Source organism: Clostridium sp. CM037, from assembly GCF_055081095.1.
In genome coordinates this window covers 3,761,318-3,787,489 of sequence record NZ_CM143650.1, presented here as the reverse complement: position 1 = coordinate 3,787,489, position 26,172 = coordinate 3,761,318, and the positions used below count along the sequence as shown (strand labels likewise).

Annotated in this window: 29 protein-coding genes and 2 riboswitches; of the genes, 22 read left to right on the top strand and 7 right to left on the bottom strand. The window is 31.4% G+C overall.

All coding sequences use genetic code 11. The features are described 5' to 3' along the window. Positions 1-529: 529 nt before the first annotated feature. Positions 530-742 carry a heavy-metal-associated domain-containing protein gene (locus tag ACWJKP_RS18175; protein ID WP_165413344.1) on the top strand — a complete coding sequence of 71 codons (213 nt, stop codon included), beginning with the start codon at positions 530-532 and terminating at the stop codon, positions 740-742. A 130-nt stretch (positions 743-872) separates the two neighbouring features. Here ACWJKP_RS18175 and ACWJKP_RS18170 read toward each other — a convergent pair whose 3' ends face one another. Further along, positions 873-1,364, bottom strand: a complete 492-nt coding sequence (locus tag ACWJKP_RS18170; RefSeq protein ID WP_165413345.1) for a metallophosphoesterase family protein — start codon at positions 1,362-1,364, stop codon at positions 873-875. Between the two features lie 163 nt (positions 1,365-1,527). Between ACWJKP_RS18170 and ACWJKP_RS18165 the strand changes: the two genes are divergently transcribed. The 6 genes from ACWJKP_RS18165 to ACWJKP_RS18140 all read left to right on the top strand — a co-directional run bounded on the left by ACWJKP_RS18165 (position 1,528) and on the right by ACWJKP_RS18140 (position 6,113). After that, entirely contained in the window at positions 1,528-2,238 is a 711-nt protein-coding gene (locus ACWJKP_RS18165; RefSeq protein ID WP_462961341.1) for a hypothetical protein, read from the top strand. 3 nt (positions 2,239-2,241) lie between these two features. After that, positions 2,242-2,541 carry a hypothetical protein gene (locus ACWJKP_RS18160; protein ID WP_165413347.1) on the top strand — a complete coding sequence of 100 codons (300 nt, stop codon included), beginning with the start codon at positions 2,242-2,244 and terminating at the stop codon, positions 2,539-2,541. Positions 2,542-2,553: 12 nt separating this feature from the next. After that, positions 2,554-3,531, top strand: coding sequence for a 2-hydroxyacid dehydrogenase (locus tag ACWJKP_RS18155; protein ID WP_165413348.1), 978 nt, complete (start codon positions 2,554-2,556; stop codon positions 3,529-3,531). A gap of 194 nt (positions 3,532-3,725) precedes the next feature. Beyond that, positions 3,726-4,322: a sulfurtransferase-like selenium metabolism protein YedF gene (gene yedF, locus ACWJKP_RS18150; RefSeq protein WP_165413349.1), complete on the top strand. Its 597-nt coding sequence runs from the start codon at positions 3,726-3,728 to the stop codon at positions 4,320-4,322. Between the two features lie 215 nt (positions 4,323-4,537). Further along, positions 4,538-5,776 carry a YgeY family selenium metabolism-linked hydrolase gene (locus ACWJKP_RS18145; RefSeq protein ID WP_165413350.1) on the top strand — a complete coding sequence of 413 codons (1,239 nt, stop codon included), beginning with the start codon at positions 4,538-4,540 and terminating at the stop codon, positions 5,774-5,776. 64 nt (positions 5,777-5,840) lie between these two features. Then, positions 5,841-6,113: a hypothetical protein gene (locus ACWJKP_RS18140; RefSeq protein ID WP_165413351.1), complete on the top strand. Its 273-nt coding sequence runs from the start codon at positions 5,841-5,843 to the stop codon at positions 6,111-6,113. A gap of 133 nt (positions 6,114-6,246) precedes the next feature. On the opposite strand, the gene ACWJKP_RS18135 is transcribed toward ACWJKP_RS18140, so the two are convergent. From ACWJKP_RS18135 to ACWJKP_RS18125, 3 genes are all read right to left on the bottom strand, one after another. Then, a complete protein-coding gene (locus ACWJKP_RS18135; protein ID WP_165413352.1) occupies positions 6,247-7,797 on the bottom strand; it encodes a putative ABC exporter domain-containing protein in 1,551 nt (516 codons plus the stop codon). Further along, a complete protein-coding gene (locus ACWJKP_RS18130; RefSeq protein ID WP_165413353.1) occupies positions 7,794-8,495 on the bottom strand; it encodes an ABC transporter ATP-binding protein in 702 nt (233 codons plus the stop codon). The genes ACWJKP_RS18135 and ACWJKP_RS18130 overlap by 4 nt, the downstream gene beginning before the upstream one ends. A 224-nt stretch (positions 8,496-8,719) precedes the next feature. After that, on the bottom strand, positions 8,720-8,842 hold the full coding sequence (locus ACWJKP_RS18125; RefSeq protein ID WP_263492332.1) for a hypothetical protein: 123 nt from the start codon (positions 8,840-8,842) through the stop codon (positions 8,720-8,722). A 280-nt stretch (positions 8,843-9,122) separates the two neighbouring features. Here ACWJKP_RS18125 and ACWJKP_RS18120 point away from each other — a divergent pair, with 280 nt between their 5' ends. Further along, positions 9,123-9,326, top strand: coding sequence for a hypothetical protein (locus tag ACWJKP_RS18120; RefSeq protein WP_165413354.1), 204 nt, complete (start codon positions 9,123-9,125; stop codon positions 9,324-9,326). A gap of 46 nt (positions 9,327-9,372) precedes the next feature. Here the strand turns inward: ACWJKP_RS18120 and ACWJKP_RS18115 are convergent, their stop codons facing one another. Continuing rightward, a complete protein-coding gene (locus tag ACWJKP_RS18115; RefSeq protein WP_165413355.1) occupies positions 9,373-10,887 on the bottom strand; it encodes a metallophosphoesterase family protein in 1,515 nt (504 codons plus the stop codon). Positions 10,888-10,962: 75 nt separating this feature from the next. Then, complete coding sequence (locus tag ACWJKP_RS18110; protein ID WP_165413356.1) at positions 10,963-11,850, bottom strand: LysR substrate-binding domain-containing protein; 888 nt, start codon at positions 11,848-11,850, stop codon at positions 10,963-10,965. Between the two features lie 122 nt (positions 11,851-11,972). Here ACWJKP_RS18110 and ACWJKP_RS18105 point away from each other — a divergent pair, with 122 nt between their 5' ends. From ACWJKP_RS18105 to ACWJKP_RS18045, 13 genes are all read left to right on the top strand, one after another. Continuing rightward, on the top strand, positions 11,973-13,523 hold the full coding sequence (locus tag ACWJKP_RS18105; protein ID WP_165413357.1) for a nitrite/sulfite reductase: 1,551 nt from the start codon (positions 11,973-11,975) through the stop codon (positions 13,521-13,523). A gap of 201 nt (positions 13,524-13,724) precedes the next feature. Next, entirely contained in the window at positions 13,725-14,900 is a 1,176-nt protein-coding gene (locus ACWJKP_RS18100) for a class I SAM-dependent methyltransferase (protein WP_165413373.1), read from the top strand. Positions 14,901-14,968: 68 nt separating this feature from the next. Then, positions 14,969-15,322 (top strand): CidA/LrgA family protein, encoded by a 354-nt coding sequence (locus ACWJKP_RS18095; protein ID WP_165413358.1) that lies wholly within the window; start codon positions 14,969-14,971, stop codon positions 15,320-15,322. Continuing rightward, complete coding sequence (locus ACWJKP_RS18090) at positions 15,315-16,019, top strand: LrgB family protein (protein ID WP_165413359.1); 705 nt, start codon at positions 15,315-15,317, stop codon at positions 16,017-16,019. Before ACWJKP_RS18095 ends, ACWJKP_RS18090 begins: the two co-directional genes overlap by 8 nt. Positions 16,020-16,103: 84 nt before the next feature. Then, entirely contained in the window at positions 16,104-16,670 is a 567-nt protein-coding gene (locus tag ACWJKP_RS18085) for a hypothetical protein (protein ID WP_165413360.1), read from the top strand. Positions 16,671-16,843: 173 nt separating this feature from the next. Continuing rightward, positions 16,844-17,617 (top strand): RNA polymerase sporulation sigma factor SigG, encoded by a 774-nt coding sequence (sigG, locus tag ACWJKP_RS18080; protein WP_165413361.1) that lies wholly within the window; start codon positions 16,844-16,846, stop codon positions 17,615-17,617. A 169-nt stretch (positions 17,618-17,786) separates the two neighbouring features. Then, positions 17,787-17,960: riboswitch (cobalamin riboswitch) on the top strand. Positions 17,961-18,336: 376 nt separating this feature from the next. Then, positions 18,337-19,188: a cobalt ECF transporter T component CbiQ gene (gene cbiQ, locus ACWJKP_RS18075; RefSeq protein ID WP_411955890.1), complete on the top strand. Its 852-nt coding sequence runs from the start codon at positions 18,337-18,339 to the stop codon at positions 19,186-19,188. 12 nt (positions 19,189-19,200) lie between these two features. Further along, the gene (locus ACWJKP_RS18070; RefSeq protein ID WP_165413363.1) at positions 19,201-20,028 is read left to right on the top strand and encodes an energy-coupling factor ABC transporter ATP-binding protein; all 828 of its coding nucleotides are present in this window, start codon (positions 19,201-19,203) and stop codon (positions 20,026-20,028) included. Positions 20,029-20,091: 63 nt separating this feature from the next. Then, the gene (locus ACWJKP_RS18065) at positions 20,092-20,844 is read left to right on the top strand and encodes an energy-coupling factor ABC transporter permease (RefSeq protein WP_165413364.1); all 753 of its coding nucleotides are present in this window, start codon (positions 20,092-20,094) and stop codon (positions 20,842-20,844) included. Further along, the gene (locus tag ACWJKP_RS18060; protein WP_165413365.1) at positions 20,844-21,167 is read left to right on the top strand and encodes an energy-coupling factor ABC transporter substrate-binding protein; all 324 of its coding nucleotides are present in this window, start codon (positions 20,844-20,846) and stop codon (positions 21,165-21,167) included. The genes ACWJKP_RS18065 and ACWJKP_RS18060 overlap by 1 nt, the downstream gene beginning before the upstream one ends. Before the next feature lie 80 nt (positions 21,168-21,247). Continuing rightward, complete coding sequence (locus ACWJKP_RS18055) at positions 21,248-21,430, top strand: helix-turn-helix domain-containing protein (protein ID WP_165413366.1); 183 nt, start codon at positions 21,248-21,250, stop codon at positions 21,428-21,430. A 45-nt stretch (positions 21,431-21,475) separates the two neighbouring features. Continuing rightward, a complete protein-coding gene (locus ACWJKP_RS18050) occupies positions 21,476-22,015 on the top strand; it encodes a cob(I)yrinic acid a,c-diamide adenosyltransferase (RefSeq protein ID WP_165413367.1) in 540 nt (179 codons plus the stop codon). Positions 22,016-22,247: 232 nt separating this feature from the next. After that, positions 22,248-22,435: riboswitch (cobalamin riboswitch) on the top strand. A gap of 199 nt (positions 22,436-22,634) precedes the next feature. After that, complete coding sequence (locus ACWJKP_RS18045) at positions 22,635-23,486, top strand: YitT family protein (RefSeq protein ID WP_165413368.1); 852 nt, start codon at positions 22,635-22,637, stop codon at positions 23,484-23,486. 186 nt (positions 23,487-23,672) lie between these two features. Here the strand turns inward: ACWJKP_RS18045 and ACWJKP_RS18040 are convergent, their stop codons facing one another. Next, positions 23,673-24,101, bottom strand: a complete 429-nt coding sequence (locus ACWJKP_RS18040; protein ID WP_165413369.1) for a DUF3842 family protein — start codon at positions 24,099-24,101, stop codon at positions 23,673-23,675. 247 nt (positions 24,102-24,348) lie between these two features. Here ACWJKP_RS18040 and ACWJKP_RS18035 point away from each other — a divergent pair, with 247 nt between their 5' ends. After that, positions 24,349-26,013, top strand: a complete 1,665-nt coding sequence (locus tag ACWJKP_RS18035) for a ribonuclease J (RefSeq protein ID WP_165413370.1) — start codon at positions 24,349-24,351, stop codon at positions 26,011-26,013. The last annotated feature ends 159 nt before the right edge of the window (positions 26,014-26,172 follow it).

Sequence of the window (26,172 nt, the reverse complement as noted above, 5' to 3'; positions counted from 1 at the left end):
AGTATTATATAAAATTAATATAGGGGTAATTTAACTTGAATTTAAATCAACAATTTCAGATGTTCAGGGCGACGTAATTGTAGGACATACTCAATGGGTACTTATATACCTATAAAGACAAAAAAGGGAATGAATAAAGGTGTTGCACACAGAGTCAAAGAGGTATATAGTTATGTGGGAATAGCGGCTAGTAAATTTGGAACCTGTATTAAATGAATTGGATAATCTTACATTAGAATTAATGAAGAGGCTGTCAAAATTAAAGCTAAAATAAGGGATAAAAGAGAATTTATTTTGAATTTTTGGATATAATACTTTAAATATACCGATAATAATTGAAATTTTAACCATTAATGGTGTGCTCTATTTAACTTTTGGTTGCAACAGTATGTATTAATTTTAGTTCAGGATTATTATTAAATACAGGTAGATAAAAAGAATTTAAAAAAATAAGTTGACTTATTGATTATATAATTTAGAATGTAACATATATAATAATATGAATTAACAATAGAAAGGGGTAGTTTAAATGAAGAAAAAAATATATATTGATGGAATGAGTTGCTCACATTGTGTAAGCCATGTAAAGGAGGCATTACTTGATATTGGTGCTAGTAAATTAAAAGTAGATTTAGAAGAAAAATTTGCAGTAGCAGAATTTGAAGACGAAACAACTGATAATGACATTACGGAAGCTATTGAAGAAATAGGATATGAAGTTACTGAGGTAGAAGAAGATTAATATAAAAAAATAAAAAGTTTGCCAATATTGGTAGGCTTTTTTTCTGTCTACTTTTTCATGTCCATTATATGTAGAAACTATAAATATTGAGTAAATAATTATAAGAAATTATTTACTCAATATAAAAATATTAATTATAAAATTTTAATTGAACATTTATTTTCTTATCTTGTATTTCTAAAATAACATAAGAATACCATGGTTCACGTCTTTTACACGTGGGTGAACCTGGATTTATCATGAGTACTTTATTTTTAGTCAAAATAAGTGGCTGATGAGTGTGTCCAAAGATGATTATATCAACTTTATCATCAATAAATTTATCATAGGCTGTATTTAGTGTGCTTTTGCTATTACCATGGCCGTGATACAAACCAATTTTATATCCTTCCACAGATATAATTACTTTTTCTTTTAGTAAATCTCTGATGTATCCTTTATCATTATTTCCCCATACCCCAACAAAGTTCTTATGCTCTTTTAATTTTGACACGACGCTTGAGGAAATATAATCACCTGCATGAATTATCATGTCAGCTTCTTTAAATATATTATTTATTAATTTAAAAAGTTTATCATTATGTTTTTTCGCATGAGTATCAGATAATATCGCAATTTTCATATTTCATCACCTTATAATATTATAGTGTTTTATATTATTATTTGCTACATAATTAGTATGTGCGGTATATGATATTTCTGTTATAATTATTATATAAATAAAAGGGTATATTTTTACATTTGTTGTGAAGTTTTAAATGTTTATTAAAGTGCAAGGAGAAAAAATGGGGGAAATAGAAGACACGGTCTTAATGTTAGAGCAAACAGGGATAAATATAAAAAATGAGAGATCTTTGCACTCATCCATTAAGCAATGGTATGCGGTGTCAGGGGATAGATTAGAAGTAAAAGTAGATAAATATATAATTGATTTAGTAAGGGAAGATTCATTAATTGAAATACAAACGAAAAATTTTGGCGCAATTGGCAATAAGCTTAGAGAATTGGTTAAGTACAATAAGGTTATGCTAGTACACCCTATAGCTGTTGAAAAATATATAGTAACAACAGAAAAACCTAATAAAGTAATTAGTAGAAGAAAATCTCCTAAAAAAGGTAAAGTGGTTGATTTATTTGATGAGCTAATTAGAATACCTGATTTAATGGCGGAAGAAAATTTTATACTAGAAATCTTAATGACTAAAGAAGAAGAGATACGGTGCAAGGATGGTAAAGGAAGCTGGAGAAGAAAAGGTATAAGCATTGTGGATAGAAAGCTTTTAGAAGTAGTAGATAAAATAACATTTAGAGAAGTAAAAGATTTTTTTGAATTTTTACCACAAGAACTACCAGTGAATTTTACCAATAAACAATTAGCGAAAACATTAAAAGTTACAGTATACAAGGCAAGAAAAATTACTTATTGTTTTAGAAAAATGAAGATTATAAAAGAAGTAGGAAAGATTAAAAATGAACTTATATTTGAGAGGGTGTGAAGAATGGATAATAAACCTAAAGCTATCACATTTATGCTGATATTCGCTTTAGCATTTATAGGAGCTCTATTAATTATTAAACCTCAATTCAATTTTTTAGTTCTGCCTCCACTTTTAGGATTTATATCTGCTATGTGTGCAGGATCAGCCTATACCTTAATCCGATGTTTAAGAGATAGAGAAAAAGCATCGACTATCGTATTTTATTTTTCTTTTGTTTCAGTTGTAGCAATGTTGATAAAAAAGTTGAGGATTAATAAAAAAACTATTACTACAAGTCGGAGGTCAATTTTAGAATTATAGGAGGACTAATATATGGATAAGAAGAAGGTTTACGTAACAAGAATAATTCCCAATGAGGCTATTAAGCTTTTAAAAAAGCATTTTGATGTAGAAATTAATCCTCAAGATAGAGTTTTATTAAGAGGAGAGCTGCTTCAAAAGGTAAAAGGTAAGGATGCAGTTTTATGTCTCTTGACTGATAATATTGATAAAGAGGTATTTGAGACAGCTGGTGAAAAATGTAAGATATTTGCTAACTACGCAGCAGGGTACAGCAATATTGATACAGCTGCAGCGACTCAAAGTGGAGTAATAATTACAAACACTCCGCAGGTACTAGATGATGCGACTGCTGACTTAGCATGGACACTGCTTATGGTTGTATCTAGAAGAATCATTGCAGCAGATAAATTCACAAGAAATGGTGCTTTTCAATCTTGCGATCCTATGATGTTTCTTGGACGTGAAATCACGGGTAAGACTTTAGGAATTGTAGGAGCAGGGAGAATTGGTTTTAATTTTGCAAAGAAAGCCAAGGCTTTTGATATGAAGATACTTTATACTGATTTGCTGCGAAATTATGAAATGGAAAAAGATTTGGGTGCTATTTATGTGGATAAAGAAACATTATTAAAGGGAGCGGATTTCGTTTCATTACATGTACCACTTTCACCTTCTACCAGACACTATATTAGTGAAAAGGAATTTTCTATGATGAAAAACACTTCAGTTATTGTTAATACATGTAGTGGTCCAGTAATCGATGAAAAAGCATTAGTTAAAGCCCTTAAGCAAGGTGAAATATGGGGAGCTGGGCTTGATGTATTTGAACATGAGCCAGACATTGAATCAGAGCTTCTCGATATGTACAATGTTGCAATTGTTCCACATATTGCCTCGGCTACGATGGAAACAAGAACAAAAATGGGATTAACTGCAGCTAATAATATTATTAAAGTATTGAATGGTGAAAAGCCGGATACTTGTGTTAATGTGGAAGTATTAAAATAATGTTCCCAATAAATCACTCCCATTCAGATTAGCGAAGGGAAGTGATTTATTTTAATTGCAATAATATTCTGAGAACTTTATTGACTTTTATTTTGCAGAATGGTAATATAATGAAATGGATAAGAGGAGTAGAAAACATTTACAGGGTGGAATTAAACTTGAAAATCTTGACGTTACCATGGGAGGTAAGTTATATGATAAGAATTGATGCTAAAGGAAAAACTTGTCCCATACCAGTTATAGAAGCCAGAAACGCTCTTAAAGCAGTTGAAGAAGATGAAACCGTATTAGTTATTGTAGATAATGAAATGGCTAAGAAAAATTTAGAAAAAATGGCTAAGGGAATGGGATATGAATGTGATTCCAAAATTATTAGTGAATATCATTATGAGGTTAAAATTATAAAAGGGTTAGGTTCAGATGAATCTGTTAAAGAGTTAGAAAATGAGAAAAAGGAAAATACATTAGTTGTTATATCTTCTGATAAAATGGGAGAAGGGAATGATGAATTAGGACAAGTTCTAATTAAAGGCTTTATTTATGCTTTGGTAGAAGCAGAACAAATCCCCTCTACTATTGTTTTCTATAATGGGGGAGTAAAACTTCCAACCAAACAATCTTCAGTGTTAGATAGCTTGCAAAAATTAGAAAGGTTGGGAGTGGAAATTTTAGCTTGCGGAACATGCCTTAACTATTATAATTTAGAAGATGAGCTGTCTGTTGGACAAATCACAAATATGTATAACATTGTTGAAAAAATGAATGCTGCTAATAAAATTATTAAGCCTTAGATTATAAGGCTTTTTTTTATTTGCTCTGTTTAGTAATTTTTTTATATATTCATTAATATGATATTGGTAGTAGTAAAATAACATGAAAATAGAATATGAGCTATGTCCAAGCTATTAGAAAATTAGGTGCAGAGACTATAGTAATAGATTTAAACTATGATTGAAGCACATTCAAATAAATAACAAAATATAGAGGAATAGAAGGAGGATTTTCTATGAATTTAGATTTTCAAAAAGTATTAAAGAAAGCAGAAGAGTACAAAGGGGACATAACAAGGTTTCTTCGTGACATGATTGCTATTCCTAGTGAAAGCTGTGATGAACGTAGAGTCGTTGAGAGAATAAAAGAGGAAATGCAGAAAGTAGGCTTCGATAAGATAGACATAGATAATATGGGGAATATAATAGGAACTATAGGGCATGGTAAACATGTTATTGCTATGGATGCACATGTAGATACAGTAGGCATAGGAGATAAGGGGTTATGGCAGTATGACCCATACAAAGGCTATGAAGATATGGAAGTGATCATAGGACGTGGTGGAAGTGACCAAAAGGGTGGTATGGCTTCTATGGTTTATGCCGGGAAAATTATTAAAGAATTAAACTTACAAGGTGACTATACTCTGCTTATTACAGGTACGCTACAAAAACATGAATGTGAAGGGAATTGTTGGCAGTACATGATAAATGAAGACAAGATTCAGCCGGAATTTGTTGTGATTACAGAGCCTACCTCCTGCAATATATATAGGGGGCAAAGAGGAAGAATGGAGATAAAAGTAATTACTCATGGTAGCACAACAGAGCGAGGAGAAAATGATATTTATAAAATGGCACCTTTTTTTAATGAGATGAAAGATCTTAATGAAAGATTACATCATGATGATTTTTTGGGGAAAGGAACATTAACTGTTTCTGAGGTGTTTTTTACTTCTTCATCAAGAAGTGCGATGGTAGATAGTCAAACCATATCAATAGATAGAAGATTAACCAATGGAGAAACGTATGATGAGGCCCTAGAGCAAATAAGAAATCTTTCATCAGTGAAAGATTTGAAAGCTGAGGTTTCCATGTATGATTACGAAAAACCTTCCTATAAGGGAGTTGTTTACCCTACAGCTGCTTATTTTGAAGCTTGGATAACAGATGAGGACCATCCAGTTTGCGAAACATTAGTAAGCGGATATAAAGGTTTATTTAATGAGGAGCCTCTAGTTGACAGATGGGCATTTTCTACAAATGGAGTTTCTATTATGGGCAGATATGGTATACCTTGCATTGGCTTTGGACCAGGTCATGAAGAAGAGTCACATTCTCCAAATGAAAGAACTTGGAAACGTGAATTAGTAAATGCTGCAGCTATGTATGCAGTTATTCCTAGTTTATATGTAAGCAGATTAGTAAAAGATAGTGTTAATTTAAGTGTAGATAATTACTCTTATAAAGAGTAGAATAAAAAATATAAACAATTTATTCTTAAGTAAGACTGTTTATATTAATTTTATTGAGGTGATTATGAAGAATATGAAAAAATTATACGTTGTTGAAAAGTTTGTCACAATATTAACCTTAGCATTGCTTTTAATAGGTGCGTGGCTTAGTTATACAAATAACTTTTCTGGCGGTGTAATTATCTTATGTGTAGGGGCGATATCCTCATTACTAAGAAATAAATTTTTTAAAAAAATAGAATATAAAAACAAAAAAGTGGATTTTATTTTTGAAATAATAATTATAATTTATGTGTTACTATTATTAATTATAGGTTTAAAGGGGTGCAGCCGATAAATCTGTGATAACAGAAATACTGAAGGTTTACATAAAAAAGAGTGAGTATATGCGTCAATTTTAAATAGAGGTTAATTAGGTACAGGCGACATATATATGTCGCCTGTACCTAATTAATCTAAAAAAAATATTACTATAATTCAATATTTTCAAACACTCCCTTACCCAAAAACACTATTAAATTGCTAAATATAAGATTATAGCTGATAAACGTGGTGTAGGCTATGAGCATTCCTTTAGAACTATATAATGCTATCAGAAGAACTATACCAGGTGATAGTATTAAAAGTAAGATTGCAATTCTTATAAGAGATGTAAATACTATGTTATTACCACTGCCTAAAATTCTTCTAGTAAGAATTCCACCATAGATGAAAAGAGAACCTATTGAAACAAAGGCTATTATATTAAGAAGAATAAGAATGATACTACTTTTAAATAATATTCCTGTTATTGCAAACACTATAGTTCCATCAATAAGGTTTTTAAGGTTATCAACTACAGTTGCATAGATAACCTTCTTAAAGGCGTGGGCTGGCAATATGTAAATGTATGGGTTTGATAAATCTCTTTGCCACTTACTGGCAAAGGTAAAAAATAATTGAAGATATATCATGCCACCTAAGACTATTTTTAAATCTTTTATAGGGCTAAATAATCCAGCACTTATTGCTATAACTGCGTAAATAACAGACACTACATTTATCAATGCAAAACCAGTCTTTTTATACTCTAATATTTGTCTCCAAAATATAGCAGAGGCAAATTTTCCTTTTTTAGTGTATTGAACTTTTCTTACTTTAGTTTTTTTACCCGTTTGTACAAATACTCGCTCACCCCTACGCGTGGCGGAGATAGCTGTTTCTTTTAATTCAGTTGAAGCTAAAACATCTTCATAATAGTCAAGTTCCATAGAGTAAATTAAATAACTGAAAAGGCCTCCAGACGCAACAATCAGAGCTATATAAACAAAAAATATTGGATGTATGCCATTCATTGAAGACATTATAATTGATTTTATCCACCCGTATACAGGAATATAAGCAATGGCAGGACTATTTAGCAATGACATAATAGCCTTAGCTGGTGACCTAGTTATATATAATTCTACAAAGTACGCTATAATTAGAGATACTCCTAAAAATTTAAAAGTGTTTCTTAACATAATCTTATTTTTTTCACATTTAGAAGCTATTGAATATAATAATATCTTTAGTATTGAGTTAAAAATGAGCATAATGAATAATCCAAAGATAATTACTATAATTCCATAGGGCTTGATATTACTAAAACTATAAAGGTTAGGTCCTTGAAATGAAACAAAAAAAACTGCTATAAATGAAGTATATATTTGTTTTAAAAATCCATATACTAAAACTTTCTGAGGACTAGTAGGAGATGTAAATACTAAATTTATGTCTGCGCCTCTAAAAAAAGTGGCCCCATTATTTATTGAGGAATAGAGGTCCGGTGCGGTGAACAGTAAAATAATAATTCCTACAATAGTAGTGTACAACGCTGGATCTAAAATCTTTTGTTCGCTGCTATTACTGCTGCCAAAAATAAAAGTTAGTGACAAAAGTATAAGAACTATAATATAGCCAATTAGCTTTGTTGGCTTTCGCTTTAGTTCTAATAAAAAATTTCTTATAGATTTTTTTATTATATAAAATAATGGCTTCATAAGTCATCCTCAGTTACATCGAAGAAGAGTTCTTCCAAGGTCTCATTCCTATTCATAAGCTCTTGCTTTGTACCGGAGAGTACTATATTTCCATTTTTCATTATCAATACCTTGTCCCAAAAATCATCAACACTATCTATTATGTGGGTACTTATTAGAATAGCAGAACCTTTTTCTCTGAGCTCTTTTATTGCTTTCTTTAGCTCTTTTATTGCTTTAGGATCTAGGCCCATTAAAGGCTCATCAAATAATACTACCTTAGGATTTATTATTAAGGCGCAGCAAATACTTACTTTTTGCATCATACCCTTGGATAGCTCTTTTCCAAGCTTATTTCTTTTATCACTTAAATCAAATCTTTTAAGTAATTCTTCAGCTTTTTCCTTATAGCCATTTATCCCATAAGCGGCGGCCATGTATTCTATATGCTCATAAACTGTGAGCAAATCAAACATAGCTGGAACTTCTGGAACATAGGAGAATAACTTTTTTGCCTCAACACTCTTATTTTTGTGACCATAAATTTCAACATATCCATCATATTTTAATAGTCCAGCAATGCATTTTATTGTGGTGCTTTTTCCAGCGCCATTTGGGCCTAAAAGAATAGCAATTTCACCTTCATTTACTTGAAAGCTAATATTGTTTACAACTAATTCCTTAGAATATTTTTTACTTAGGTTTTGTACAGTAAGCATATGTTCATCTCCTTAAATAGGTAAAATCACCATAATTATAACAAAACAGTTATCTTTAGGCAAGGTCTGTATTTAAGTAGAAAGAACCATCCTAAATTTAATATCTAGGATGGTTCTAATTTATTGTGAAATATATTTGATTTAGATCCAAAGGTGGTTCAAATATTCTTGGGGTTAATTGCAAGAATATTAATTTATAATGGTAGCGTTAGCATACCCTTGAGTTACATAGTTGTTATTACTATTTTAACCCCAACAAGTGCTAGAACTAAGGCGACAACACACAGAGTAATTAAAATAGAAGTATTTTCCGACATTTCAGACACATTTTCGTTTTCAGGTTTCATAATTATTTGTCTCCATTTCAGCAATTATTGGCCATACTATAAATCTCAATCTAATACTGGTATGATGTAAATTCTTATTAGCTATATTTTGCGTGTATTGTTTTATACTATCGTTGCAGCAACATATTCCTATATAAATTAATACTACTAAATAAGTGTTGCATTTAAGTGTCAATATTGTTAACAATTTATAACCATAATATTATATCACAAAATGGGTAAACTATATAATGCATTGGATATGTGCAGTGTATTTTGTACATTAGAAGGGAGAATATTTATGAATAAAAATGATTTAGAAGAAATAAAAAAAATGAATAAACAATCGGAATCAAATAAAGGTGTTAGCGGTGCTTCAAACGGCGATGTGACTAGTATGTATAACATGTCCAACATGACTAGTGGCCCTAGTGATGCTACTCCAGAAGAAAAGCAACAATTAAATGCACGTTCAGAAGCATCTAAAGGAACTACTGAGAAATAATTTTAAGGCAGGATAATCCTGCCTTAAAATTATTTCTCAGTATAGATTATAACATATGTCTATCAACACCATATCCGTACCTAAAGCAATCGACAACACTCGAACTTTTATCTGCAACAATAACATCCCATAAGTCTTCCGTATTTGTACCTATAGCTCTTCCTGCAACTCCTGCACTATAACAAGAAGCAGTATTAATAAAATTCCATCCCAAATTAATAGGTTTATTATTATTATCAGTGTGAGTGTGTCCATAGACATAACATAGTATTTTCCTTGGACCTTGGCTCGTGAAGTTTCCATTTACTGTAACACCATAATCACCTGTAGTAGTTCCTGTAAATGTTAAGCCTTTCATAAATGCTTTCAACAATCCTTCAACTAGATTACCGTTATATGGATCATATCCATTAAACATTAAATCTGTATCTCTTGTAGCCATGTGGGATAGTACTACAACTGACCAATCGTTTTTTTCTAATGTATTAAGTGCTTCACTTTGTAGCCACTGTACTTGTCTTGCTCCATATCCCCAAAAGTTTTGTCCGTGCCATTTCATAGTACCATCATCATTTATAATTATTGGATAGTCTGTTGAATCGAGGCATATTACTCTAATTTTCTTATCATAAAAATCCTTGTAATAATAAAGGCTCATACTATCGCATGTATCATGTATTTCTCCGTTCATAAAAGGTCTAATCATTCTGTTGAACCATTCCTTTTTAGTTATTAGACTAGATAAAATAGGATTAACAGGTGCAATAACATTATAACTATTATCATCATGGTTTCCATGAAGTATAAGTACTGGTATTTTAGACTCTTTTAAAGTCTTAGTAAGTTCGCTTAATTTCTCTTTAGGATTTTCTTTATCTGGATAAACACCTGAATGTAAATCACCACCTATAGCAATAAAATCTAATATTCCATATTTTTGAATATCTACGATTGATTTTAAATGTCTTTGAATTTGGTCATAATAATTTAAATAATCATCAGCATGAAGGTCTGTTGCAAAAGCAAATTGTATTGTATCATTTGTACTAATATCAACTACTTTCTTTTGTGTTTCTTTAATATCATTAATTGCATATTGTTGTAATCCTCCCGTAAGTGGAGCGTTCTGTTGCAAATTATCAATATATTGTTGATTATATATATCTAGTAAAAGCCCTGTAGTTGCCTTGCCTGCAACATTAAGAAGTAATAAAGTGTGTATAATACAATTATATTGATTTCTTGTTACTATTTTAACTTTTCTAGATATATGATCTATAACAAGTGCTTCTAAATCTCTTAACAAAAGACAATCTGATATATTAGATGGTGAAGTTATAAATCTTGCTTTATCATTTAACTCGGTTCTAGTTGTTTCAAAACTTATATCTTTGTCTGCGTAGTTTGCATATTGTGTACCTCTAATGTGAATATATTGAGTGAATTTAATATATATATTTCCATAGTTCACTCTTTCTTGTTCAAATAGAGTTATTTTACCTGTGTTAGGAGTGGCATAAATATAGGTATACGAGTCATCATTAATTGAATCTGTTGACATAATATCAGTCCTTCCTTTATTTATAAAATAAAAGCACTTCTATTATTCATATGCTTGATCATTAATCATTAAGTATTATTTATTCATACAGCTACACTTTTCTAATTTCTCAACGAATAATGTTGCAATCCTAGATAGATTTTTTTCATGAACTAAATAAGAAAAAAATCTATTGTAGTTTGTTTTGGTAGGTATAATTTTAAGTTCATTGTTAATAGCAGCCTCAGTTACGACTAAAGATGAAATAAAAGTTACACCTAAATTGTTTTTAACGGCTTCTTTAATGGAGTAATTACTTCCTAGAATAATGAAATTTTTTGGAGATATGCCTTCTGTATTTAAAAATATATTTAGATATTCACCAGTGCCAGAACCTTCTTCTCTATGCATCCAAGTTTGATTTGACAAATAGGTTTTAAGTCCAATATTTTGGTCATAGGTAAAGGAATTTGGAGTTACAAGAACCATAGTATCTTTATAAAAATTTTTGAAAGTATAGTTATGAACAGGGACACTGCCTTCAGTTAAAGCAATATCAATATCATAGTTTTTAAATTTTTCATAAATATTATGGGTATTTTCAATAGCAACTTCTAGTTTTATGTTTGGAAATTCTTTAATAAAATCTCCTAGTATTGAGGGCAGTAAAAATTCACCTATAGTCATGCTTGCGCCAATCTTTAAAGTGCCAGAGGTGGAATTATGATAATTGTTAAGTTCTTCTTTTGTGTCATCTATTAGGGAGATTATTTGTTTAGCTTTTTTGTACAACATGTCTCCAGTTTGTGTAATTAATATACTTCTCTGTTTATTTGATCTTTCTATTAGCCTTGTATTGAAGTGTTTTTCTAAAATTACAATATGTAAGCTTACGCTTGGCTGAGATATGTTGATGCTCTTTGCAGCCTTTGTGAAACTTTTGTTATCTACAACAGCAATAAAGGTTTTTAATTCCTCAATCAAAATTATCACCCTACCTATCAGAAATATTAATAAGTATTATATAAAACATGTATTATACTTATTGGTTAAAAAACAGTATACTATAGTCATAATAATGTTGCAATAGGAAAGGATTGATATAGATGAAAACTTTAAATAAAATTCTTCTTGGGGAAGTTGAGGGTTTTAGAGCACTTGGACATAAATTTTTAAATGGGGAAACAAGTAAAATGGACTTTAAAGGCGCCTCAGGTGGTATGGGCGTGTATGCCGAGCGTAGTGGCAAGAAATTTATGATAAGATTTAGAATACCATCAGGGATAGCTTCTATAAAAGATCTTAAATTAATATATGAATTTGCACAAAGATATAAATTAGAAAGTATACATCTAACTACTCGTCAGGCAATACAACTACATGGAATTACTATTGATGAAGTTTGTGATTCAATGGAAGAAGGTATAAAGAAAGGGTTATATTCAAGGGGATCCGGCGGTAATTTTCCTAGAAATGTGTCAGTCTCACCGCTATCTGGAGTAGAGGAAAAAGATGTGTTTGATGTATCGCCTTATGCAACAGCTGTAGGAGACCATTTTTTAAGTAAGGTATATACATATAAACTTCCAAGAAAATTTAAAGTTGCATTTTCAAGTAATGAAAAAGATGAGGCACATGTAACTGCTACTGATTTGGGATTTTTAGCGGTTAAAGAAAATGGCATAGAGTATTTTAAAGTATATTTAGGTGGTGGAATGGGGAATAATTCAAAACTATCTGTGAAGAGAGAACAGTTAATTAAGCCAGAAGATATTTTATATCATGTTGAAGCAATAACAGATCTTTTTATTAATGAAGGCGACCACATTAACAAAGGAAGAGCTCGCATAAGATATATTATGGAAAGAATGGGCGAGGAGAAATTTGTGAACTGCTATAATAGTTATTTGGAAAAAGTTAAGACTAGAGAAAATTTAAAAATAAAGGTAGAAACCAAAATCTACGACAAAGTTGGAATTGAAACCTCGATGCGAAATACAAGACTATTTACTCAAAAACAAAAGGGATTATACAGTGTGTATGTGCATCCAATAGGCGGACAATTAAAAAATGAGCATTTGAAACTAATAATAGATAAAATAGAAGTTATGAATGAAGTAGAGATAAGACTAGCTATGTCAGAGGGATTATACATTAGAAATTTGAATGGGAAAGAAGCTGAAATAATCCTTGAGCTAACAGATAAAATGGGTGGAAATACTTCGCTGGAATGTTCTATCGCTTGTATAGGAGTTCCTACTTGTCAGATGGGAATTTTAGAAACTCAGCGCACTTTAAAGGAAATACTAAGCTATTTTAAAGAAAATAATTTAACAAAAGATATACTACCTCATGTTCATATATCAGGATGCCCTAATTCTTGTTCTGTACACGAAATAGGAACAATTGGGTTTTGCGGTAAAAAGAAAAAGGTCCAAGATGAGCTTATAAATGTATTCGAATTACATTTTGGGGGAGAGATTGGGATAGGTAAAACAAAGCTAGGTAAATATTATGGTGATATTAAGGAAGCAGAAGTACCAAAATTTTTATTCGAACTTGCAAGTGCTGCAACTAATGATAAAAAAAATTTCACTAGTTGGACTGAGCAAAATGTATATGAACTTAATGAAATTATAAACAAATATATAGTATAAGTATATAGTATAAGTAAGTAAATGGGAGTGTTTGATATCAATTAGATTATGATTATCGTTTACCAAGCACTAGTCTTCTACGGATTGCTTTTGACCTCTAGTTAAAAAAATGGTATACCTAAGAAGATTAGTTGTTATAATTGTGAAATAAATAACTAATTACTAGTAAATTATATTAATATAATTAAGGAGTGATAAATGTTGGTTACTGACAAACTGTTTTATAAAACTTTATTAAAAAATATGTTTTCTGATCCGTTTGAAATTAAATTTTGCGATGGGAGTGTAGCAAAATACGGCGAAGGTGAGTCTAAATTTAAAATTATTTTTAATGAGCCAATACCGAAAGGTGACATTATAGATAATCCTTCAATAGCCCTTGGAGAAGGATATATGACTAAAAAAATAGACATAGAAGGTAATTTACAGTTTGTTATAGAATCCTTATATAATAACAAGGAAAGCTTTTTGAAGAATAGTGAAAAATACATGAAATTAATAAAGAAAATAAAAAGTAACATAAAGACAAATAAAGATAATATACAATTTCATTATGATATTGGTAATGACTTTTATAAATTATGGTTGGATGATACTATGACTTATTCCTGTGGATATTTTGAGCATGAAACAGATTCTTTAAATCAAGCTCAAGAAAATAAAGAGAATCATATTTTAAAAAAATTAAATTTAAAAGCAGGGCAAAGCTTGCTTGATATAGGTTGTGGATGGGGAGAACTTATAATTTTAGCAGCAAAACAATATAAAGTAAAGGCTATTGGAATTACCTTAAGTGAAGAACAACTTCAAAAGGCTAATGATAGAATAAAAGCAGAAGGGCTAGAAGATTTAGTTGAAGTTAGGCTTTCAGATTATAGAGAATTGAAGAACGTAAGTTTTGATAGGATCGTTAGTGTAGGAATGCTCGAGCATGTAGGAAAGGAAAATTTGTCTGAATATTTTCATGTAGTAAATAATCTATTAAAGGACAAAGGACTCTCTCTACTTCATTGTATAACAGGAGTAAATGAAGGTGGTACAAATACATGGATAGATAAATATATTTTCCCAGGTGGATATATACCTGGAATTAAAAATATAATTACTGATATAGCAGAGCAGGAGTTTGAATTAATAGGTATAGAAAGCATTAGGAGACATTATGGGAAAACGTTAGAATGTTGGTCACAAAACTTTGAGAAGGCGCTTCCTGAAATAGAAAAGAGTAAGGATGAAACATTTATAAGAATGTGGAGATTATATTTAAATTCATGTGCTGCATCGTTTAATCGCGGTAATATCAATCTTCATCAGATATTGTTTGCTAAAGGTGTAAATAATGATTTGCCTTTGACAAGAGATTACATATATAAATAGGTAAGAATTTTATACTTTAATAAGAAAATTACACAAATGACAACATTTTATAATAAGTAGGTGAAACAATGAAGTACTTAAGACAATTAATGATTATTTTGATTCCGTATATTGTTGGAACTATATTGCAACTTATGTTTAAATTACCGATTCCGGGAGCGGTTATTGGACTTATTTTACTGTTTTTGGGGTTGCAAATAGGTATAGTTAAGGTTGAAATGATAGAAGAAGTTTGTGAGTTCCTTTTATCAAATATGTCTTTTTTCTTTATTCCTGCTGGAGTAGGTCTAATGACAGCATTTGGTGTGTTAAAAGGAAAATGGATACCATTTATCGTTATAGTTGTTCTTTCCACATGTTTAGTTTGGATTGTAACAGCGCTCGTAGTTAAATTTTTAAGGAAAGGACGTTTATATGAATGATTTAATTACTTCACCAGTTTTTGGTGTAATAATATCCCTTATTGCTTATGAAATTGGGATTTACATAAAGAAGAAAGGCAGACTTTCAATTTTTAATCCACTTTTGATAGCCATTATTATATTAATATTTTTTTTGACAAAGCTACATATTAAATATGAAGACTACAATAACGGAGGTAAAATAATTTCATTTTTTTTATTTCCTGCCACAGTGGCATTAGCTTTGCCTATGTATAAGAAATTCTCTTTATTTAAAAAAAATGCTATTCCAATACTTGTAGGGATTTTCAGTGGTGCGATTTCTGGTATTGTATGTGTAGTATTCCTTTCGAAATTATTTGGAATTTCCGATGTACTTATTGAATCTTTAATACCTAAGTCTATAACAACACCTATAGGAATAGCATTGTCAAATCAGTTAGGGGGACTTTCCTCAATCACAGTTGTAGCTATAATAATGACAGGTGTTGTAGGCTCAATTGTTGGACCATTTTTATATAAAATTTTAAAAGTTAATGATAAAGTTGCCTTAGGGATTGCTATGGGAGCATCTTCTCATGCACTGGGAACAGCGAGGGCTATGGAAATAGGAGAAACTGAGGGAGCGATGAGTGGCATAACTATGGCTATTTCAGGAATTGTAGCTGTCCTTTTATATCCTCTTTTATGGAATATGTTTCTTGAAATTTTAAAATAATTTCTTGGAATACGCTACATTTTGGCTTCGATTAAATTAAGTTTATATATGTAGTGTATGTATTATTAAGGAGGTTTTTTCATTATGAAAAAAAATGAGATTAAAGGTCCACTAAATAAATTAATTGATTCAATAGACAATTTATTATCCGATGAAAAAGAGCAAAAACTAAGGAGTAAATTGGGAAAAGAAATAAGGAAATATATTTTTACAGATGAAATAGTTAAAAAACTTAATGAAAGCGATTTTTCAGGATTGGTTGAGCAAGAAGAAGAAATAGAGGTGCTTTTTTCTATGATATTTCCTGTTTTCATTGAGAAAGATGATGTTTTCTTTAGGCTGTATAAGCATAAAATTGAAGTCGATTTATCTGATGAAATGAGTGATAGATATATTTACATATTTTCAGATGGGAGACTTATATCAGGTTTATTTGAATGTTTCAAGCTTTATGATGATGAATATATTTATGGAATAAAAAAAATAATAAATATTATTCCAAGGCTTAGAGAAACTGTAAAAGAGGAACTAGTAAACCTGGATAAAAGTGAAAAATTTAATAAACAAAAAATGGGCGATTTTAAGAATAGAGAAATAGTAGCTAAAAAGAATTTTAATGAATTAATAGATAGCTTAAATAAGTTTAATTAATATGTAGGAATGTTATGGGCGGGATTAAAGAAATTGCGATACATTTTTAATGAATCTATTATTAAGATTAAAATAAAAATACCCTTTCAGATGTTAAAGGTTGTCTGTAGTATAAAAAGCAAACCATAAGGACATAATTTAGAAGCAATTACTCTGAAGGGAATGATGACCTTATGGTATTCAATAAAGTAGAAATATGTGGTGTAGATACTTCAAAATTACCCGTACTAAAAGAAAAGGAAATGAAAGAGCTACTATTTAGGATACAAAATGGTGAGTATGAGTGTAGAGAAAAATTTATTAAAGGAAATTTAAGATTGGTTTTAAGTGTGATAAAGCACTTTAATAATCGAGGAGAAAACGTAGATGATTTATTTCAAGTAGGCTGTATTGGTTTAATGAAGTCCATTGATAATTTTGATCTAAGTCTAAATGTTAGATTTTCAACATATGCAGTTCCTATGATTATTGGGGAAATAAGAAGATATTTAAGAGATAATAACTCAATAAGAGTTAGTAGATCATTAAGGGATATTGCATATAAAGCATTACAAGTTAGGGACAGATTGGTGAATCAAGACAATAAAGAGCCTACTGTAGCTGAAATAGCAAAAGAATTAGAATTACCAAGGGAAGATGTAGTGTTTGCTTTAGATGCTATACAAAATCCTGTATCTTTATTTGAACCTATTTATCACGCTGGTGGAGATGAAATTTATGTAATGGATCAAATAAGTGACACCAAAAATTTAGATGATAATTGGCTTGAAAATATATCGATTAAAGAGGCAATGAAAAAATTAAATGTTAGAGAAAAGTTAATCTTAAATTTAAGGTTCTTCGATGGAAGAACTCAAATGGAAGTAGCAGGTGAAATAGGTATATCCCAAGCTCAAGTTTCTAGACTGGAAAAAACTGCATTAAAGCACATGAGAAAGTACGTATAGGGTCCCCTAGTGGGTCCCTTTTTTTACTGTAGCATTAATTTGAGAAAATAGTATAATGTATTATTTTGTGAAAATTTGAAAAATATTATCTTTTTACAACTAAAGTAGTTGATTTTTTGTAATAATAAGGCTACTATATAATGAGTACATGTGTGAAAGAACTATAAAAATTAAATAATAAAATATAGGTTTAAATTAATTAAAAGGGAATCAGGTTAAAATCCTGAACTATCTCGTAGCTGTAATAGATGAATTTAAGTGCATTATGCCACTCGAAAACGGGGAAGGCGCGCTTAAATAATGATTCTTGAGTCAGAATACCGGCCCATATTTTCGCACTACAAACTCTACGAGTGATAGAGAGGGCTTTATAATGAAAATTTGTTTGTTGATTTTATATGATTAAGCATATTTTTGAATCGTTTCCTTCTAACGCTTTAGTTAGAAGGCTTTTTGTTTTGTAGACAGGCCTATACTACAAATTGTCAAAACGAACCTAAACATCATTAGGTAGAATATCATCGTTTTCGCCGGGTGCTTCAATGCGATTATAGTTACATTATCTGGCCTTAGATTTTTAAATCAGATTGTAGGTGTAATTGTTTACTATGCTTCATCTATTTTTATTATTCTAAAATCTCCCAGAATGCTGCCATGGGGTGAAAATTCAAAGGAGATGTGAAATGGGAAAAATTATTATTTTATGTGCCATTTTTCTAATGGTGGGCTTTTTCTTCAAATGGAAAAAAGGGGATGGGACACATCATCATCATCACCATGGAACCGGACATAAACACGGCGAAGGGTTTTCAATTGATTTTTATGCTTATACCTCTAAAATCAGACACTGGAATGCTACTTTTAAAGTATCTCTTTCTGTTGTGATACTGATTCTTTGCATTGTATTGGAAAATCCCTATGTATCCGTTGTGGTCATTATTGCAATGGGCTATCTGACCATTGTAAAAGGAGATCTTCCAGTAAACGAATACTTGTCAATACTGGCGATTCCAATCATCTTTATCCTCCTTGGCACTTTTACAATTGCTATTGATTTTTCAAAGCAGCCAATGGGGCAGTATAACCTGTATCTTGGCTTCTGCTATGTGTTTACTTCTCAGGCAAAGCTTAAGGAAGTGGCATTTTTGATTCTGAAAGTTTTTGCAGCTATCAGTGCCCTACAAATGATGACACTGTCAACTCCGTCCTCCGAGATTATATATGTGCTTCGAAAGGCACATGTTCCAAAGCTTATTGTAGAGCTGATGAACCTCATTTACCGTTATATTTTCATTTTAATGGATGTCTATACTAAAATGAAAAATTCCGCAGAATCCCGTCAGGGCTACTGTGATTTTAAGACTTCATGCTATACATTTGGAAGCATTGCAAGCAATATGCTGGTTATTTCGTTGAAAAAGGCAAACGATTATTATGATGCAATGGAGGCCAGATGCTATGATGGGGATCTTATATTTTTGGAGGAAGATAAAAAGGTAGAGACAATACAGATTGCCTCTGCGGTAGCATTTATAAGTTTTTTGATTCTGATATGGGGCGTTACAAGATAGAAAGGAGCGATTATGGGGAAATCAATATTGAAGGTCGAAGATCTATACTACGTCTACGGAAATGGCAAGTCTGCATTGGACGGCGTAAGTGTGGATATCAATGAAGGTGAGAAAATCGCTGTTATTGGTTCTAATGGATCCGGAAAATCTACATTTTTCTTGAACATAAACGGTGTATTTACACCTGAACAGGGAAAAATAATTTACCGGGGTACTGTCGTTAATAAGAAGAATTTAAAAGGACTTAGAAAAAATATCGGGATTGTTTTTCAAGATGCGGACAATCAAATAATCGCATCTACAGTTAGGGCAGAAGTTGGATTCGGGCCAATGAATTTAAAGCTTCCAAGAGAGGAAGTACTCAAGCGAGTTGAGGAAGCACTGGCATACATGAACATATCAGATTTCAAGGATCGTCCGCCACACTATTTGAGTGGCGGTGAAAAGAAGCGAGTCACCATTGCGGGCATAATTGCTATGAAATCAGAAATCATTATCTTTGATGAACCGACTGCATCACTTGATCCTTTAAATGTACTGATACTAGAAGAAGTTTTGGATAAGCTTGGTTCGGAGGGCAAGACAATGCTCATTTCCACCCATGATGTAGATTTCGCATATCGATGGGCGGAGCGAGTCCTTGTATTCTGCCAAGGAAAAATTATCGCAGATGGAACACCATTAGAAATTTTCCAAAACACAGAAATTTTAAAACAAGCAAATCTAAAACAGCCAACCGTGATGGAGATATATGAATTGCTTGTAGAAAAACATCTGCTGGAAGATACTAGTGCCTATCCGAAAAGTACGCAAGAATTTAAGGAAATGTTTGAAAAATAGTTGGATTTTCTAGGCAGGTTAGCTTAGATTAATATAAATTAAAAACAATAGAGGAGGAAAAAAATGAATCAGAAAGAAAAGAAAATTGTCTTTATTGCGATTGCTTTCGCATTAATTCTCGGGGTAGCTCCGGCAGCAAACGCAATGCACATCATGGAAGGATACCTTCCACCAAAATTCTGTATTATATGGGGTGTTATATGCGTTCCATTCTTGGTAGCAGGTTACTTATCAATTAAGAAAACATTAGCTAAGAACCGTAAATCCATCACTATTCTTGCTATGTCAGGCGCATTCATTTTTGTGCTTTCATCTTTAAAAATTCCGTCAGTAACAGGAAGTTGCTCACATATGACTGGTACCGGACTTGGTGCAATCCTATTCGGACCAATGGCAGTCAGCATCCTGGGGATTATTGTACTACTTTTTCAGTCAATTTTGCTTGCTCATGGCGGACTGACCACTCTTGGTGCTAATACGTTTTCTATGGCTATTGCAGGACCGCTTATTACTTATGTAATCTACAAATCATGCCAGAAGCTCAAAGTCAATAAATATGTAGGTATTTTTCTGGCAGCATCAATCGGTGACTTATTAACCTATTGTGTAACAAGTTTTGAACTTGCACTTGCGTATCCGTCTGCAAACGGTGGTATCGCAGCATCTGTAGTCAAGTTCCTTGCAGTATTTGCACCGACACAGCTTCCGCTGGCAATTATCGAGGGTATTCTGACCGTTGTCATCATTATGGGTCTTGAAACATATGCAAAATCCGAATTAACAGAACTTGGATTCCTAAAGGGAGGCGAAAATTAATGGTAAAGACGAAAAAAAAGGTTATCATTTTATTAATTATTGCTGCAGTGATTGCCATTATACCATTATTCACGTTAAAGGGTGCTGAATTTGGTGGCTCAGATGATGCAGGAAGCAAAGTGGTTTCCGAGATTACAGGTACCGAGTATAAGCCTTGGTTTGAACCTGTTATGGAAACTTGGATTGGTGGAGAATTACCAGGCGAAATTGAGAGTTTACTCTTTTGTCTACAGACAGGTATAGGAGTTGGTGTTCTATTCTTTTTCCTGGGAAGATTCGTAGAGAGAACTAAAAAAGAAAATCAGGGGAATAAAACTGAATAATGATTTTCCAGCCTTATAGAATACCTTTCTATAATTATACACAGTTAACTCTACGAGAGATAGGGAGGTGTTTTCAAAATATGGTGGTAAATGTAGAAAAGAAGTTCGAGTTGGTTAGCTATATGGCTGATATTGAAAAGGGAATTATTGAAAAAACACTGAATAAAAACGAAAACAATGTTAGCAAAATATCAAGAGAATTAAGTATTTCAAGACAAGATTTGCAATATGAAATAAAAAAATATAAGATAACCCTGAGATAATAAAGCATATGTATGCATATGCTAAAACAAGGAGAAATGAATATAATGGGGAAATTAAAAAATGGATATGTTCAAATTTATACGGGGAATGGCAAGGGTAAAACGACTGCAGCTGTAGGAATAGCTGTACGTGCAGCAGGAAATGGATATACTGTATTTATGGTACAGTTTTTGAAGGGAAGTAAAACTGGTGAAATTGAAAGTGCAAAAAAATTGGCTCCCTTTTTTAATATATTTAGGTTTGAGAAAAAAAGAGGTTTTTTTTGGACATTAAATGCAGAGGAAAAAAATGAATTAAAAGAAGAAGTACAAAAGGGGTATGAATTTTGCAGGGAAGCATTAAAAGAAGAAAAATGCGACATACTTATCATGGATGAGGTAATGGGAGCATTGAACAATCAACTAATAAGTGAAGAACAACTACTAGAATTAATGGAGAATAAACCTGCTAATATAGAATTGATTTTAACAGGGAGAGACGTACCTAAAGCTATAATAGATAAAGCGAATCTTGTAACTGAGATGAAGGATATTAAACATTATTTTAACGAAGGAATACCATCTAGAGAGGGTATAGAGTTTTGATTATAACCACCTCAAATTTTAAAATTAAGTTAATAATATTTAGAGTTTGAAGGGGGAATTATTATGAATATGTACAAAAACTTAGGCAAAGAATTTATTGTCAATATAACGGGAAATAGAAAAGCCGATAGGGTTATTGTGGAAGAATTTAATAAAAACTCTGTTACTAAATAAAGCTCAATTAAAAAAGGTTTTATGGAAGAGATTAAAAGAAACTTTTAAATGAAAGTAATTTAATATCGAATTTAAAGGTATGAGATGTTTTGCATTTCATTTAAAAGGGAACCAGGTGAAAAGCCTGAACGGTCCCGCCGCTGTAATGGTGAGAAGCTCTAAATTATACCACTGACAATTTTGCTGGGAAGGATTAAAGCGACTGTGATCCAAAGTCAGAAGACCTGCCTTTATTAATACACCAAGAACGCTACGAGTGATAGGGGGTGTGACGTATATTTGTATGAAAATGCATTTTAAATTTTGCGTTTTTTACAAATATGGTTGGTATTATTATCAAGCCCTTAGCATAAATGCTAAAGGGCTTAATTTTTCGTTGAGAAAGAAATTATGATTATTTTATAGAGGATAGGTAATACAATTGATAATTATAAGGAGGCATATTATGCAAACAAAGATAAAGGAATTTGCGCTTATAAACATAGGAATGTTTATGGTATCAGCAGGTTTATATTTCTTTTTAATGCCAAATAATTTAGCGACAGGTGGGGCGAATGGATTAGCAATAGTTATAAATAAATTTACAGGGGGGTTATCCGTAGGTTGGATAATGATGATAATAAACCTTATTTTGTTTGTAATAGCATTTATTGCTATCGGAAAGAGTTTTGGTGGGAAAAGTGTGTATGCAAGCTTTGGTGTAGGAGGTATTATAATTGTATTTCAAAAGTTTATACCTATTAATAATTCAATTACAGGAGATATTTTACTGGAACTTATATTTGGAATACTAATATCGGGAATAGGTACAGCGATAGTATTTAATCAAAATGCTTCAACAGGGGGGACAGATATATTAGCTAAGATATTAAATGAATTTTTCCATATAAATTTAGGAAAAGGAGTTTTAATGTGTGATTTAATTATAATTTTAATGGCGGTTTTTGCCTTTGGAATTAAGCTATCATTATATGCAATGCTTGGAGTTATAATTAATGGTTTTCTTATTGATCACATCATAGATGGAATAAATGTGTGCAAAGAAGTTACAATTATAAGTAATAACAGCGATAAGATAAGAAAATATATAAGAGAAAAGCTAGATAAAACATCTACTGTATATAACGGAGTAGGGGATTTTTCAGATGAGAGTAAAGAAGTTGTTGTGGTTATAGTAGGAAGAAGGGAGTTTATAACACTTAAAAAATTCATAAAATTTGTTGATAAGGATGCTTTTGTAACAGTGAATAATATTTATGAAGTCTTTGGATACGGGTTTAAATCCTTAAAACATTAAATAAAAATTTTAGATAGCTAATAGAGCGGATTAACAAAATTTATGCCATGAAAGCAGGCAAGATTGTTAGTTATGGAATACCAACAGAAGTCTTAACCCAAGAATTAATAAAGTCTTTGTATGAGTCAGATGCTAAAATTACAGAGGATAAAGAACTGGTATTTTAAATATTATGTATAAACCTTCTTATATAAAATGATATTTTATATTACTTTTTATATCAAGTACAATCTCTTCAATTATATCCTTGATTTGCATATTCCTTGTGCCTGGTATATAAATACCATGTTTTTGTAGTGGAAGTATATATTTAGTACAATCCATATTAAATATTGATGTGGCAATCATGTGGGTAATTTCACCGTTAATGCCACCACTACATATTATTCCAATTGGACCGATTATACTATCGATTTTATTTTTCTTGCAAAATGAGCAAATTGATTCCTCTCCACTTATACCAATATTTGCACCAGCTCTTACCATATTTGAACAAGCAAATGCATTTGTACCAAGTGCAACAATATAGATATCTAGGTCAATTTCTTTACGAATTTTTTTTATGATTGTTTGACCAAGACCTGCCCCTTGTGCGTCTATTACAGCTATTTTCATGGTGAACCTCCAAAAAATAAAATTTATAATATAATGAAATCTATTTTTATATAGATAATATTATTATACTATAATGTTTATGTATATTCTGTGTTTAGTTCAAATAAAATTACAATGTTGGTATAAATAAAATGATTATAAAAAAGCAAAAAAAATTCTCCCATAAAGGTATTAATTTTATAATTCAAGGCAAAATAAAGAAAATAATATTAATAATATAATTGATATAAATGAAGGGGAGAATTTAGTGAAAAACGAGGAAAGTATAAAGGTTATTCCTTTAGGAGGCCTTGGAGAAATAGGTAAGAATATAACAGCTATTGAATATGCGGATGAAATCATTGTTATAGACTGTGGTATAGCCTTTCCTGATGAGGCAATGTACGGTGTAGATTTAGTAATTCCAGATATAACTTATTTAAAAAATAATGCAGAAAAAGTAAAAGGTATTTTTTTAACTCATGGACATGAAGATCATATAGGGTCGCTTCCGTACATTCTAAAACAATTGAATGTACCTATTTATGGTACTAGGTTAACGTTAGGGATAATTGAAAATAAACTAAAGGAGCACAATATATTATCTAATTGTGAACTTCACAATGTAAATGCTGGAGAAACAATAGAACTACAAAATCTTAAAGTTGAATTCATAAGGGTTACTCACAGCATAGCAGACTCCTGTGCTATTGCCATCCACTCACCACTAGGTGTTATATTACATACTGGTGATTTCAAAATTGATTATACCCCCATTGATGGATTGGTCATGGATCTTGAACGTATCTCAAATTTAGGTAAAGAGGGCGTGCTACTTCTTATGGCGGATAGCACGAATGTGGAACGTGAAGGGCATACAATTTCTGAAAAAACTATAGGGAAGACTCTAACTAGAATAATTTCTAATGCGGAGGGAAGGGTTATTGTAGCTACATTTGCTTCAAACATTCATAGAATACAGCAGATCGTAGATGCCTCTGTGAAACATGGTAGAAAAATTGTTTTTAGTGGGAGGAGTATGGACAATATCTCACAAGTAGCTATTGAACTTGGATATCTCCATGTACCAGAAGGTTACATTATAGGTATAGATGATATGCAAAATTACCACAATAAAAATATTACAATAATAACTACCGGAAGTCAGGGCGAACCTATGGCAGGACTTGCTAGAATGGCTTTTGCTACTCATAGGAAAATCACCCTTGAGCCAGAGGATTTATTTGTTATTTCTGCATCTCCAATTCCGGGCAATGAGAAACTTATATCTAGAGTAATCAATGAGCTATTCAAAAAAGGGGCAGAGGTAATTTATGAGGATTTAGAAGAGGTGCATGTATCCGGTCACGCATATCAAGAAGAATTGAAAGTAATTCACGCATTAGTTCATCCTAAATATTTTATGCCAGTTCATGGTGAATACAGACATTTAAGTCACCATGCTAAGTTAGCACAAAAATTAGGTATGCAAGGCAAAGATATATTTACTATGGAAACAGGGCAGGTTTTAGAACTTACAAAGGATGAAGCTAAAGTAACAGGACGGGTACACACTGGATCTGTATTTGTAGATGGACTTGGTGTTGGGGATGTTGGAAGCATAGTGCTTAGAGATAGAAAGCACTTAGCAGAAGATGGCATGCTCACTGTTGTGGTTACTTTAGAACGTGAATCTTATAGTATTATTGCGGGACCAGACATAATAACTCGCGGATTTATATATGCAAAGGAATCGGATGAATTAATTAGTGAAGTAAAAGAAATTGTTAGGGTCGAGCTTAATAAGTGCTTAGACAAGAAAATTATTGAATGGTATGTATTAAAATCTAATATAAAAAAATCCACAGAGCGATATTTGTATGAAAAAACAAAGCGTAGGCCAATTATTCTTCCAATTATTATGGAGATTTAACAGTTTTTTTAAGCTGGTGGTATATACAAAAGGCCAGCAAAAATCATATAGTAAAACTAAAAAATTGCAGTAGTTAGTTCTACTGCTTTTTTATATTGCTATTGTATCTAAAAATAGTATTAATTTTTAACATAACAAAAGACTGCCCTGTTAGGTACA